Below are 13775 nucleotides of genomic sequence, written 5' to 3' on the forward strand. Positions count from 1 at the left end.
ATGCTGAAGACGCTGAAACTTCCTGCCGGCGGTGAAATCGGCATCGTGGCGCTGATCGTCGCGATCATTTCGCTGATGATCCTGCCCCTGCCGCCGACGCTGATCGACATTCTGCTCGGCGTGAATATCACGATCAGCGTGACCTTGCTGATGGTGACCATGTATGTGCCGGACGTGGTGTCGCTCTCGGCATTTCCTTCGCTGCTGCTGTTCACCACGCTGTACCGGCTGTCGCTGAACATCGCGTCGACCAAGTCGATTCTGTTGCATGCGGAGGCCGGCCATATCATCGAGAGCTTCGGCGAACTGGTGGTGGGCGGCAATCTGGTGGTCGGGCTGGTGGTGTTCGTCATCATCACCACGGTGCAATTCATCGTGATCGCGAAGGGTTCGGAGCGGGTCGCCGAAGTCGGCGCGCGCTTCACGCTCGACGCGCTGCCGGGCAAGCAGATGAGTATCGACGCCGACCTGCGCGCCAATCTGCTGACCGCGGAAGAAGCGCGCCGCAAACGCGCGACGCTCGCCGTCGAAAGCCAGCTGCACGGCGGCATGGACGGGGCGATGAAGTTCGTCAAAGGCGATGCGATCGCCGGATTGATCATCACGATGATCAATATCGTCGCGGGGATCGCGGTAGGTGTGGCCTATCACAACATGAGCGCGGGCGAAGCGGCGAATCGCTTTTCGATTCTCTCGGTCGGCGATGCGATGGTGTCGCAGATTCCATCACTGTTGTTGTCGGTGGCGGCCGGCGTGATGATCACGCGCGTCGCGGATGAACGGCAGCTCAAGCCCGGCTCGCTCGGCGACGAGATCGGCCGCCAGCTCGGTTCCAGTTCGCGCGCGCTGTATTTCGCAGCCGTACTGCTGCTGGGCTTTGCCGCGGTGCCCGGCTTTCCCGCTGCGCTCTTCCTGCTGCTCGCCGGCACACTCGCCTTCACCGCATGGCGCCTGAACGCAAAGAAGCCGCAGCAGCAGAACCACGAACGCGAATCGCTGCACGCCATGCAACGCTCGGGTTCGAAGATCGACGTGCCCGCGATTCTCGCGCGCGCACCGCAGTTCACCTGCCCGCTCGGCGTTCGCATCGCGCCGGACCTGGTCGCCCGGCTGACCATGCCGGCACTCGACAAGTCGTTCGAAACCGAACGCGCGCGCTTGCAGGAAGAACTCGGCCTGCCGTTTCCAGGCATCACCATGTGGACCTATGCCGCGCTGCCGCCCTCCACCTGCCAGATCCTCGTGCACGATGTGCCGCAACTCACGCTCGAACTCCCCGCCGGCAAAGTGATGTTGCCCGAAGCCGGCCTGCTCGCGCATTCGGCCGCACCCGTCACGCTCACGAGCGAAGAAAGCCGGGCCATGGACGCGCTCATCGCTCAAAGCGAACCGGGACCGCCGCTCGACACGAGCGGCACGCCGACGCGCTGGCTCGAAGAGCGCGCGGTGCCGCCCAAAACACCGGTATGGCGCGCGGAACAGGCCCTCGCGCATGCGTCGGTGGCGCTGATGCGGCGCCACGCGCCGCTCTTTCTCGGCATTCAGGAAGTGCAGTGGATTCTCGATCAGCTGGCGGGCGACTATCCGGGCCTCGTTGCCGAAGTGCAGAAGGTGCTGCCGCCGCAACGGATCGCCGACGTGCTGCGCCGCCTGCTCGAAGAGCAGATCTCGATCCGCAATGTCCGCACGATCATGGAGAGTCTGATCGCGTGGGGACCGAAAGAGAAGGACATGCTGATGCTCACAGAATACGTGCGCGGCGATCTCTCGCGTTTTCTCGCGCATCGTGCCGCGAGCGGCGCGCGAACCTTGTCGGCGGTGCTGTTCGACATGCCGGTGGAGCAGCATATCCGTCAGTCGATCAAGCAGACGCCGACCGGCAATTTCCTCGCCTTGCCGCCCGACGAAGCCACCTTGCTGATCGACAAGATCCAGTCCTTCGTCGGCGCCGCGCCGCGCGAAGGGGTGGCGCTGGTGACGTCGATGGATATTCGCCGTTACGTGCGGCGCATGATCGAGGCGCGGCTCGGCTGGCTCGCGGTGTATTCGTATCAGGAACTCGGCGAGCACGTCGAATTGCAGCCGCTCGGCCGCGTGTCGATCTGAGGCCGTCGCCATGACGCATATCGTTTCGCGCCACGTGCGCGTGATTCCCGGCGAGGTGGACAGTGAAACGCCCGATGAAACCGACGCATCCATGGGCTCGCGTCGGCCGGGTGGACGGGGTTTCGACTATGCGTCGCTGCTCGGACGGCGGCGTGCATTGCAGCGGCTCACCGGCAAGGCGAATACCGATGCGCATGCAGGCTCGCAAGGCGGTGACGACGACGCCCTCGAAGTCGGCGCGCAGGCGACTGCTCCGCCCGCACCGCGCCCGTTCGCGCACAGCGGCGGCGATGCGGCCGCGGACGCTTCCGCGAACGTCGCCTGCGGCGCTCACGCGGATTCTTCAGGCGCGGCTGGCATGCCCTCGCCCGAGCGTCTGGCGATCGGCGCGCGCGTCACCGATGCCGCGGCGCCGGTCGTGACCGCCGTCTACCGGCAGCAGCAGCGCTTCGTGCAACTGCTCGGCTCGCTTGCGCGGGAGATCGGCGCGTTCTGCGGCGATCCTTCGATTGCCGAAGCCGGCAACTGGGAAGTGCAGTTGCCGCTCGATCAGACACTGCTGCCGCAGACCACGCTGTATCTGACGCTTTCGCGTTTCAGTCTGCAGCTTCGGTTCGACACGCCGGATACGGCGACGAGGCAACTACTCTTGGAACACAGCGCACTGCTCGAACGAGAACTCGACACGTTGCTGCGCGCGTGGGGTGAAGCCCGCGAAATCGAACTCACGGTCTGGTGACAGATTCCCTACGCATGGCCTATCCGCTCGACGAGCCGACAACCGAAGACGAAGCCGCGACCGATCCGCATGCCGCGCGTGTGCGGGAAGCGGACATGGCACGTATTGCGGGTGACGTGGGGGTTACCGGAGCGCCGGTTGCATCGGTTGCATCGGTCGCTTTTGTGGCGCCGGTCGCTTCGATCGCACCCATCGCATCTGTCGCGCCAGTCGCGCCAATCGCGCCGCTGCGTTTGCCTGCGGTCACGCCCGCCGCCGCTCGCGTGACACGCACGCTTTGCGATGCGCGCGTCACAGGATATCTGCATGCGGCGCTCGGCGTCACCGAATGGCAAGCGGCCTTGGTCGATACACACAGCGTCGATGCGGCTTATGCGGACCCCGGCGTCATCGAACTGACGTTCGCGCCTCAGAACGCCATATCCGCCGTCGCCGTGCGCGTGGCCCTCGACCTGCACGCCTATCCGGCGCTCGCCATCGCCGCGTGGCCGGACAGCGACGCACATGCAGAGAAGCCGCCCACCGACGTCGCGTTGCGCCACGCGGTCGCCGGCGTCGTGCTGGAACCGCTGTTCGAGCGATTGATCCGCGTGGGCTTCAGGGATCCACGCGTCATAGCGGTTCGCCGTGGCCACCTGAGCGACGCGATTTCGACGCGCAGGCCAACGGGCGAGGCTTCGGACGTTTCGCCTGTCGTGGCGCTTTCATTCGCACTCGATGAACGCCGCCATCGGATCGCGCTCAGCGCCGATCCCGCGTGCTACGACCTGCTCGACCGGCTATTGCGTGCCGAACCCACTGCTTTGGCGCCATCCGCCGTGGTGCCCGCCGCGGATGTTTCGGGCGCGTCATGCACATCGGTCGAAACCTCCGCATCCTTCGCTCAGGCAACCCGAACCGCCTTCGACCTCGCCGTCCCCGGCTGCCTGATTCTCGGGCTCAAGCGCTTGCCCGTCGACACGCTGAACGCGCTGGAACCGGGCGACGTGCTGCTGCGCGCCACCTTCCCTTCGCTCGATGCAACGCTGCTCGATGCCTCGAACGACTTATCTGCTTCCCATGCGCGGCCTCGTGCCGTCGCCGCGTGGGGAACCCCTGGGCTCACCCGTTTGTGTGCCGCTGTGGAAATCGACGGGCCGTCGCTCGTCATCGTCAAGGAGCCGAACATGTCAGAAGAGCTGGACCCGGCGAGCGCCGACGCCGGGCTCGCCATCGACGACCCCGCCGATCCCATTCGGATCGGCGAACTCGAACTGCCGGTGCAGTTCGAGATCGACACGGTGGCGCTACCGCTCGCCCAATTGTCGACGCTCGGCCCCGGCTATGTGCTCGAGCTGCCCGTGCCCGTGGCGGACGCCCAGTTGCGGCTCGTCGCGCACGGACAGACCATCGGCTATGGCGAGCTGGTGACGGTCGGCGAGCATCTCGGTATCCGCATCATTCGCATGGCGCACAGGCATGGTCCAATTCAGTGATATCACCGGGCTGCTGCTGGTCGTCGTCGCGATCAGCCTGCTGCCCTTCGTTGCCATGGTCGTCACGTCTTACGCGAAGATCGTCGTGGTGCTGGGGCTGCTGCGCAATGCGCTCGGCGTGCAGCAAGTGCCGCCGAACATGGTGCTCAACGGCATTGCGATCCTGGTCTCCATCTACGTGATGGCACCGATAGGCATGCTCGCCGAAAAATCGCTCGAAGGCCAGCAGCTCGCGGCGCAGCCTTCGCAGGCGCTGATCCAGGCGTTCGGCGCGGCACGCGAGCCGTTCCGCGCGTTCCTCGTCAAGCACACGAACGAGCGCGAAAAACGCTTCTTCCTGCGCTCCGCTTCCGTAGTGTGGCCGAAGGACGAAGCCGCGCAGATCAAGGAAGACGATCTGATCGTGCTCGCGCCCGCCTTCACGCTGACGGAAATGACCGACGCGTTCAAGATCGGCTTTCTGTTGTACATCGCGTTTATCGTCATCGATCTGATCATTGCCAACGTGCTGCTCGCGATGGGCCTCAATCAGGTCACGCCAACCAACGTCGCGATTCCATTCAAGCTGCTGCTGTTCGTCGTGATGGACGGCTGGTCGACGTTGATCCACGGTCTCGTGATGTCCTACAGGTAGCGCAGTTTCCGAAGTCACGCATCAGGACAATCAGCCGGAAAACCCGTAGGAAAACTCACATGGAAATCGATTCGCTGATCCGGTTCACCACCGAGGGCATGCTGCTGTGCCTGACCGTTTCGCTGCCGGCGGTGATCGTCGCGGCGGTGGTCGGGCTAGGCGTGTCGTTCCTGCAGGCGATCACGTCGATGCAGGACCAGACGCTGTCGCACGCGGTCAAGCTGATCGCGGTGACGGTGGCGATCGTGGTCGCCGCACCGCTGTCGTGCGCGGCGATTCTGCATTTCGCCAACGAAATGATGCAGGCGGCCGTGCCGCTGTAAAGCGGCGCACAGCCTGACCCACCCGCGAGGCGATCGACATGAGCCGCATCTCTCATCAAGGCAGCGAGACGGCCGCGGCCCAGGCGCAGCACGTCGCCCAGGCGCAGCAGAAAGCCGCCAACGCGCAAGGTGCGCGCAACGGTGCGCAGTTCGCGGCGCTCTATCGCGGCACCACCAATTTCACTTATGGCAGCGACGCCCAGCGTGGTCCGTCGGTGAGCTCGGTCCGCGCAAAGAGAATGGCGGATCAGCTGGCGCGCAAGCGGCGCGCCGCGAAGAAACAGCGCGGCAACAGCGCCGCGCTCGACGACGACGGCCCGGACGACGCCGAAGCGCATCATGCCGAGGGCCAGAAGGTCAACCGCGACGGCGGCGGGCGTGGCGGCGGCGGAAATCATTCACAAGGCGATCACGGCGACGAGCATGATGCCGGCGCGGCGCCCGCGATCAAGGCGCGCGGCGACCGCGGCGCAGTGCCGCCTCCGCCGCCCGGCCGGCTCGACGCGATCGCTGCGCAGTACGCGCAGCCGGGCCAGGAAATAGCGCGCGCCGCGGCGGTGCGCGACGCGTGGCGCACCGATATGTTGAACCTGCGCGAGCAGTTGGCCGGCAATCCACAGATACCGCTAGACGCGTGCGTGCTGGAACAGGCGATCGACCTGCTTGGCGTGCAGCAGAAAATCGGCAGCATTGCGGCGTCACAACCGGGGGCCGGGTGCGGTGTGGCCGCGTTGCGTGAGCGCGCCGGCGGCCCGGTATCCGGGGGTGCTCGCCAGAGTGTTACCCAACTGCCGCCGCCGGAACGGGTGCAGCGTTTCAACCTGCTGTTTCCGTTGTTATGGCTGCATGCCGACAAACCGTCCAATGCGCCGCAACTCGCCCGCTCGATCGACACGTTGTGCGCGCTGCGGGGTGGCGCGCTCGGCCGGTCGGCGGGGCCGGGGGCGGCGCAAACGCCTGGAACCTCCCCGGGTGCGCTCGATTCCGGCACGGCGCAGCCGGCCGCGGCAACAAGCGGCCATGCGGCAGCACCCGGCGCGGCGCAGCCGTATCCAATCTCGACCTCGACCTCGCCATCGTCACCACCCGGCGCGCGCCGCGCCTTTCCCGGCGGCAGCCGTTAGGCGGTTTGCCGCGCGGCTTCGCATCCCATGCGGCGCCTTCGCATCCGCTGCGGGACATGCCATGACGGGCAGCTACATTAAGGTCGATCGGGCCGCTCGCGCCGTGCGCCGCGCGCGCCCCGGCGGTCCACCCACCCACCTTGTGCGAGCACGATGAAACTGCTGCGGATACTGACGGGCGTTCACGCGGGAGCGCATTTGCAGCTCACGCCGGGCACGCACCGTGTCGGCGCCGACGACGACGCCGACATCCGCCTCACCGACTGGCGGGGCGCGGATGCGCTGCTGCACGTCGACGCGAGCGGCGTGGTCAGCGCGCAACGCGTGGCATTGGCGCAGGCGCCGGGCACGGCGGACGCGCAGCCGGCCGGCGCCGAAGAAGTGGTGCTGCTGGTGGACTTCGTGCCGATGCAATTCGACGACATGATCCTGTGCGTCGGGGCGGACGATGCCGTGTGGCCGTCCGATCTCGATCTGCTGTCGATGCTGCTGACCCGCCCCGCCGAAGCGCGCTTCGCGGCCGAGCGCAAAAAACGCCGCCGTTATGTGGGCGCCGTGGTGGCGTGCTTCGTGCTCGGCATCGTGATCATCGCCGGTTCGCTGCTGACCACCACGCAGATGAGCCGCGCCGCCCTGCCGCGCAATGCCGACGACCGCGCGCAGCGCGTCAGCGAGGCATTGGCCGCGGCCCATGTGAGCGGTTTGCAGGCGCACGCGGTCGGCAGCACCGTCGTGGTGACCGGCATGGTGACGAGCCCCGCGGACGACGACGCCGTACGCAACCTGCTCGCGCGCATTTCGACGACGGGCATCTCACGCAATTACGACGTCGCGCAGAACGACGCACGCAGCATCGAGGATTCGCTCGGCGTTGCCGGCGCTCACGTTCGCTATCTCGGCGACGGCAACTTCGCGGTGACCGGCGCCGTCAGCAGCCGGGCCGATCTCGACGCCGCGCTGGCGCGCGTGCGCGCGGATCTCGACGCAAACGTGAAGAACGTGGTGGTCGAGGCCGCCGAGAACGCTAACGTCGCCGCGGGCAATACGACCCCAGCGTCGTACTCCGAAATGATTTCCTCCGACGACGTCCGGTACGCGCAGACGCCGGACGGCGTCAAGCATATCTACGCGGTCGATCCGCCGGCATCGGAAAGCGATGCGGCGAACTCGGCGAACGCGGCTTCGGCTACGGGGGGCGCAAGCGGCGCGGCGCTTACCAATGGCAATGGCAACGGCAATACAGACGCGAACGGCAACCCGCAAGCCGCGCACGCGGCAGCCGCGGCGACCCCATCGCATCGGATCAGCCCGGCCAACCCCTCGGTCGTCGACAACGACACCGTCACCCGCAGCGCGGCCGGCGTCGTGCCGCTACCCGACCCCGCCACGCTGCCACCTGCGCAGCCGCGCGGTCCGTCCAGCTGATTCAACATCCGCACACCGCCCCGTTCAATCTGGAGATCGACATGTACGAGCAACTCGAAGCCCACGCCAGCGAATTCAACGACTTGCAGAAGACGCTCGCCGATCCGGACGGCGCGCCGAAGGTGGAAGCGATCCGTCAGGCGCTCGACGCAACCGCGCAGCGCATCAGCGAAATCCAGGGCGCAACCGACCTCGATCGCAACAATCTGGCGAAGCTCTACCGCGGCTTTCTCGCTGCGTCGCGGGTGATCGCGCGGCTGCAGGAAAAACAGGCCGGCGCGCACGCCTGATCAGGCGACGCGACCGCTCACCGCGAGTCTCGTGCGCATCTCGCACCGGGCTCCGCGGGCAACGCGCTTGCCGCGGCGGCCTGCTCTCACGAGCAACCGGCGCGGCGGCAGGTCTCGATACAGGCCACTCACTCTCTACCCATAGTCACTGGAGGTTTTTATGTCAGTAGGAAGCGCAGGCGGAATGATGGCTGGTCTCACGCAGGAAATGGACCAGATGACGATGATGTCCGCCCAGATGCAAGTCGAGCAAAGCATGTATGCATCGGTGGCGAACGTCGCAAAGAGCGGCGCAAACAACGTCAAGGATGCGTCGCGCGGCAGCTAGGCATCGCAGCTACGGGCCGCTCGCCGTTGGCGGCGGTCCGCACACGGCCGATCCCGCTTCGCGCGGGATACGGCCGTCCTATTTGCAACGTTCCCGGCATTCGCCGCAAGCGGCACGCGGCTCGCGTCCGCGGCGCGCCGAACCCCGCGCGCATCGCCCAGTCAAGGTACGAGGATGAGCAGCGAGCGTTACACCAGTCTGATCATGGACCTGTGCGCGACCGTCGGTCTCGGCGACGCGGAGCATGTGCTGCGCACACGGTCGATCGAGGTCGAAGGCTTCGACGTGCGGCTCGACTATTTCGAGCGCGACCTCGACGCGATGTATGCGAATTTTCATTTCGGCACGGTGACGGCCGGGCGCACGCTCGTCATCTTCCGGCTCATGCTCGAAGCCAACCTGCTGATCTATGCGCAGGACCAGGCGCAATTGGGTCTGGATACGGACACGGGCGGCGTGGTGCTGGTCCTGCGCTTGCCGTTCGCCGACGGTCTGAACGGCGAAGGGCTCGCCGATCTGCTCGCCCACTACGCGGAGCATGGCCGCTACTGGCGGCAGAACATCGTTGAATCGAGCGACGAGATGTTTGAAGGCATCGCTTCCGGGGAGTTTTTCTGGCTGCGGGCCTAAGGCCGCCTTAGCCCTTCGACGCTTCTTCGATATTGCGCGCGCCCTGCTTCAACAGCTCCGCGATCTGGTTGACCGCCGCCTGCTCCAGTTGCATCACGCCGCCCAGCACGTTCAACCCTGCCGAGGCCAGACCGGTGGTGTTGGTCGCCACGTTCGCCGCGCCCTGCGCCAGCCCGCCTTGCGCCAACGCGCCAAAGCGGCCGGAGCTGCCTGGCCCGACGCCCGGCATCGCGCCGACACCTTGCTGAGGCACCGCAGGCCGGGCCGCCGCTGAAGAGCTGTTCGCCGCGAAAGAAGCGCCCTTGCGCTTGCCGCTTGCCTCGCCGCTGCCGTTGGCGGCCAGCTGGCTGAGACTTGCATTCGCCTGCTGACTGGCATGCGCCTGCCCATCGACAGGTGGGCGGCCGCCGCTGTCAGGCGACGACTGGGTGCCGACGTTGGAGAGCGGCAGCATGGTGCTCGAGCGTGAAATCGACGGGGAATCCGGCATGGTGCGAGGCTCCTGATAGCAATGCGCGCTGCAGTGACGAAGCGCGGGACGGGACGTCGAACAGGCATTCTGTTCGACCTTACAGCCGGTGTACGACACTCGCGGCCACAGTGCGAACCGGTGTGTACCGAAGCGAAGCCGGAGACAGCTTCGCACCCCCTTACGCCGGTTCGCGGCCCGTCGTGCGCAAGTCACACGCGGGCCGCACACTGCGCGGGTTCGCCGCTCATTCGGAGTCCGACTCATGCGCTTCATCCCGCTCGACAGCATGGAAACGCCTTATCTGCGGCTGCGCCCGCTCACCCTCGCCGATGCCCCCGCCCTGTTCGATCAGATGCTCGGCGACGCCGGCACGATGCGCGACCTGCCGGTGCTGCGCCATACCGGCGTGGCGCAGACCGTCGAATTCGTCGACGAGGCGCTGCGCGGCTGGGAGGACGGCAGCCTGATCCGCTACGCGCTCGAATGCAAGGAAACCGGTCGGCTGACCGCGCTGATCGAATTGAAGCCGACGCTGCCGCGCGTGGAGATCGGTGTGATCATCAGCCGGCATGGCGGCGCTCGACGCCGCCGGGCAGGCATACTCGCGTTGCAGGAACTGATCGACTGGCTGATCGAACAACCCGGCGTGTACCGCGTCTTCGCCTGCTGCGCCGTGGATGGCGCCGCGCATAGCTCGATGGAGCGCCTCGGTTTCGTTCAGGAAGCGATATTGACCAATCACGAGCCGCGGCCGAACCGCGGCCTCGCCGCCGCTCATAGCTATCTTTACGCCTTGACGCGCCCCGCAGCGGTGCCGCCGGAGCCACCCAGCGAAGGCGTCGCGTGGCTGCGCAACACGATGCAGTGGGATCTCGCGGACGCCTGACGGAGTCGATCCGCGCCGACGTGCAGCCCGAGCCGGAATGAAGAAGTGTCCGCTACACAAGCAATTGTTCACTTCCCGAGCGATAATACAAAGGTCTGACGAATACCGCACCGCGGTCTTTCGTTATGCGTGCCTCGCGAGTACCCCTCGCCGGTGGACCGAAACACAACTACGCCGGAGACCCATCATGTCGCTACCGCGACTCACCGGTCAGGTGATCGCCTTTTCGCGATTCTGGCTCGCGCGCGAAGTGGGCCTGCTGATTTCGGACGGCGCCGTCATCGAACTCGGCGCGCGCCCGTTCGCGATGCTCGCTGCCCTGCTCGAGGCGCGCGGCCGCGTGGTGTCGACCGCCGAGTTGCGCGAAATCGTCTGGCCGGGCAGCAATGTCGACGCGAACACGGTGCAGGCGCAAATCTCCGCGATCCGCCGCGCGCTCGACGACGACCGCGATCTGATCGTGACCGTGGCCGGCCGCGGTTACCGCTTTGCGGGTGAAATCCGCGTACTCGAAACGCCCGACGCCGGACTCGACCTTCCGGTGGCGAATGCCGGCAGCATTGCCGCGTCGCTCGCCACCGCGTTCGCGGCGACCGCCGCGGCCAGCCCGCCGATCTCGGCGGAACTCACGTTCGGTTCGCAGCACGTGGCGTCCTATAGCGCGACGTGGCGTGGCGCCAGTTCTGCCTCCGCGCGTCCCGGCTATGCCAAAGCCGCTACCTCCGCGCGGCTCACGCCGGTCACCGCCGCATCGAGCCTGGCCGCCGCGGCCGCACCGCCGGCTTCCGCATTTCCGGCGTTGCTGCCGACCAGCGCCGTCACGTCGCTGCGCTCGCAGATCATCGACCCGTCGCCGTTTATCGGCCGTCATGCCGAGTTGTCCGAATTGCTCGCACTGGTGCCCACGCGCCGCATCGTCACGCTGACCGGGGCGTCCGGCGTCGGCAAAACGCGCCTCGCGATCGAAGCAGCGAGCCGCCTCGCGCCACATTTTCCGGACGGTGATTTTTGTGCGGCGCTTGCCTCGCTCGCACAGCCCGACCGCATTGCGAACGCGATCGGTGCGGCCGTCGGCCTGGAGCCGGATAGCGAGTTGTCGATGCCGGCCAACCTGGCCGCACAGATCGGTGAGCGCCGCATGCTCCTGATCGTCGATCACTGCGACCATCTGAGCGAAGCGGCGGCCGAGCTCATCGATACTCTGGTGGCAAACACAGGCGGCTTGCATGTAATCGCCACCTGCGAGTCGCCGCTTTTCATCGGCGGCGAAACGGCCGTGCCGGTGGCCGCGTTGCGCGCGCCGCCCGAGCAGATCGACGGCACGCCCGCCACGCTCGACTACGACGCGCTGCGTTTGCTCTTCACGCGGCTCGCGCACTGTCTGAAGCCGGCCGCTTTGCATGCACCGCTGCCCGAAGCGGACAGCATCGCGCCGGCCACCTTGGCGGCGGCCGCGCTGATTTGCCGGCGGGTCGATGGCGTGCCGTTCGCGCTCGAACTCGCTGCGGCGACGATCGCCGGACAGGTGCGCGCAGGCGTGCCGCCGGAAGACGCGATCATGGCGTTCGCGCGCGAACTCGATACGGTGATGACGCATCGCAGCGGCGGCCGCCGCATCGTGCTGCCGCGCGCAGCGATCGTTCACGTGATGCTCGACCTGTCGTACGCCGCGCTCGACGCCCCGACCCGCACCATGCTGCGCCGGCTCGGTATTTTCGCCACCGCGTTCTCGCACGACGCCGCCTGCGAAATGCTCGGCGCGTTCGGCAGCGACTACGGCTTCGGGCCTCCCGAGCCGCGCCTGCTGGAACGTCAGCTTCACACACTGATGGATGCGGGTCTCGTGAATACGGTCGACTGCGACGGTGCCTTGCGGCTGCGCCTGCCGCCCGCCGTGCGCCGCTTTGCGCTCGACGCTCTCGAGCGGAACCGCGAAAGCGCCGAGGCCGATCTGCACCACGCGCAGTTCGTCGCCCGTGACATGGCGCGCCGCTTCGGCGCGGGTGTCGCGGTGGCCAGCGCGCATAGCCGCCACGATATCGACGCGCTGCGCGCGGCGCTCGAATGGGCCGTCTCGGTCGACAAGGTGGAACTGTGCATCGAGTTGCTCGACAACACGGCGCCGATGTGGGGTGCGCTCGCGCTCGTCGACGAATATATCGGCTGGGTGCGCGCGGTGCTGGCGCGCGTGGACAGTGTGTCGATGCGCCGTATCCGCGACGAGATGCGCCTGCGCGCCGTGCTCGCGCGCGCGCTGATGCTCAAGCGCAGCGCGTCGAACGAGATCGTCGAGAGTTGGCAGCGCACCTACGAGCTCGCCAATATCTGCGCCGACACGCCGTACCGCCTGCGTGCGCTGTTCTGCCTCGTGATGTGCGCGCTCGACGCCGGCGAAGTCGAACATTGCCGGCGCCTCTCCGGCGAATTCAGCGAAATTGCGCCGGTGACACACAGCCAGGCGGTGAGCATCAACGCGCAGCGCATCGAAGGCATCGTCAAGGCGTATGCGGGTGAGTTCGATACCGCGATCCGCCTGCTCGCGCCGGTTGTCGGGCTCAACGACGAAGCCGCCGCCGAGATCGACGAAGACGTCAGCCGCGAGGCCAATGCGGTGGCCACCAGTTATGGGCTGTCGCTGCATCTCGTGGCGCGGGCGATTCACGCCGTCGCGCTGTGGCTGGTCGGTCAACCGCATATGGCCGCGCCCCCGCGCGTCACGATCCGCGATCCCGCCGACGAGAGCGAACCGCTCGCGGGCTGCATCGCGCTCGGGCTCGCCTGCGCGCTTGCCGCACTCGACGACGACATTGCGCTCACCGAGTCCTGCGCGGCGGCGCTGGTGACGCGAGCGCGAGCGGCCGGCGTCAAACGCTGGCTGCGTCTCGGCCTCGACTTTCAACTTTGGCTCGACGCCCGGCGCGGCGATCAGGACGCCTCGCGGCGGCTGATTACCGGCGCGATGAAGCGGATTGCGCGCGAACGCATCTATGTGCCCGATATCGCCTTTATCGCCACACTGCTGCCGCGCATCGCGCTGCAAGACGAACCTGAATTGGCGGCATCCCTCGGTGCGACACTCGGTGAAGCGGTCGGCCGCAGCGAGCGCACCGGCGAGCTCTGGTACGTGCCGGAACTGCTGCGTCTGATTGCGATGGTGCGTCTGCGCGGCGGCGAAAATCCACGGGTGGTCAGGCCGCTGCTCGAAGACGCGCTGCGGCGCGCCCGGCACCACGGCGCACGACGGCTCGAACTGCGCATCACCGTCGATCTCGAAGCGCTCGATGCATCCGCGTCCGAGGGGCTGCTTCGCGCAAGATGACTTCGCTTCGCACCCTGCCTGGGG

General features: G+C 67.0%; 13 protein-coding genes. 12 read left to right on the forward strand and 1 reads right to left on the reverse strand.

Annotated features, from left to right (window positions below; translation table 11 throughout):
- From sctV to P0D71_RS33320, 10 genes are all read left to right on the forward strand, one after another.
- Window positions 1-2106 (forward strand): type III secretion system export apparatus subunit SctV, encoded by a 2106-nt coding sequence (sctV, locus tag P0D71_RS33275; RefSeq protein ID WP_408483643.1) that lies wholly within the window; start codon window positions 1-3, stop codon window positions 2104-2106.
- A 10-nt stretch (window positions 2107-2116) separates the two neighbouring features.
- Window positions 2117-2845, forward strand: a complete 729-nt coding sequence (sctP, locus tag P0D71_RS33280) for a type III secretion system protein SctP (protein ID WP_091792700.1) — start codon at window positions 2117-2119, stop codon at window positions 2843-2845.
- Window positions 2842-4320 (forward strand): type III secretion system cytoplasmic ring protein SctQ, encoded by a 1479-nt coding sequence (gene sctQ / locus P0D71_RS33285; RefSeq protein WP_408483644.1) that lies wholly within the window; start codon window positions 2842-2844, stop codon window positions 4318-4320. Before sctP ends, sctQ begins: the two co-directional genes overlap by 4 nt.
- On the forward strand, window positions 4304-4954 hold the full coding sequence (gene sctR / locus P0D71_RS33290; protein ID WP_091792698.1) for a type III secretion system export apparatus subunit SctR: 651 nt from the start codon (window positions 4304-4306) through the stop codon (window positions 4952-4954). Before sctQ ends, sctR begins: the two co-directional genes overlap by 17 nt.
- A gap of 59 nt (window positions 4955-5013) precedes the next feature.
- Entirely contained in the window at window positions 5014-5277 is a 264-nt protein-coding gene (sctS, locus tag P0D71_RS33295; protein ID WP_091792697.1) for a type III secretion system export apparatus subunit SctS, read from the forward strand.
- 38 nt (window positions 5278-5315) lie between these two features.
- Window positions 5316-6401, forward strand: a complete 1086-nt coding sequence (locus tag P0D71_RS33300; RefSeq protein ID WP_408483645.1) for a hypothetical protein — start codon at window positions 5316-5318, stop codon at window positions 6399-6401.
- Between the two features lie 153 nt (window positions 6402-6554).
- Window positions 6555-7826: a type III secretion protein gene (locus tag P0D71_RS33305; RefSeq protein ID WP_408483646.1), complete on the forward strand. Its 1272-nt coding sequence runs from the start codon at window positions 6555-6557 to the stop codon at window positions 7824-7826.
- A gap of 41 nt (window positions 7827-7867) precedes the next feature.
- Window positions 7868-8116 (forward strand): type III secretion protein, encoded by a 249-nt coding sequence (locus tag P0D71_RS33310; RefSeq protein WP_091792694.1) that lies wholly within the window; start codon window positions 7868-7870, stop codon window positions 8114-8116.
- 160 nt (window positions 8117-8276) lie between these two features.
- On the forward strand, window positions 8277-8444 hold the full coding sequence (locus tag P0D71_RS33315) for a hypothetical protein (RefSeq protein ID WP_177204927.1): 168 nt from the start codon (window positions 8277-8279) through the stop codon (window positions 8442-8444).
- A 174-nt stretch (window positions 8445-8618) separates the two neighbouring features.
- The gene (locus tag P0D71_RS33320) at window positions 8619-9074 is read left to right on the forward strand and encodes a CesT family type III secretion system chaperone (protein WP_091792693.1); all 456 of its coding nucleotides are present in this window, start codon (window positions 8619-8621) and stop codon (window positions 9072-9074) included.
- Between the two features lie 7 nt (window positions 9075-9081).
- On the opposite strand, the gene P0D71_RS33325 is transcribed toward P0D71_RS33320, so the two are convergent.
- Window positions 9082-9564, reverse strand: a complete 483-nt coding sequence (locus tag P0D71_RS33325; protein WP_408483647.1) for a hypothetical protein — start codon at window positions 9562-9564, stop codon at window positions 9082-9084.
- Window positions 9565-9808: 244 nt separating this feature from the next.
- Here P0D71_RS33325 and P0D71_RS33330 point away from each other — a divergent pair, with 244 nt between their 5' ends.
- Window positions 9809-10432 (forward strand): GNAT family N-acetyltransferase, encoded by a 624-nt coding sequence (locus P0D71_RS33330; protein ID WP_408483648.1) that lies wholly within the window; start codon window positions 9809-9811, stop codon window positions 10430-10432.
- Window positions 10433-10619: 187 nt separating this feature from the next.
- Window positions 10620-13751 (forward strand): ATP-binding protein, encoded by a 3132-nt coding sequence (locus tag P0D71_RS33335; RefSeq protein WP_408483649.1) that lies wholly within the window; start codon window positions 10620-10622, stop codon window positions 13749-13751.
- Window positions 13752-13775: the final 24 nt, after the last annotated feature.

Source organism: Paraburkholderia sp. RL17-383-BIF-A (assembly GCF_046028015.1).
GTDB lineage: Bacteria > Pseudomonadota > Gammaproteobacteria > Burkholderiales > Burkholderiaceae > Paraburkholderia.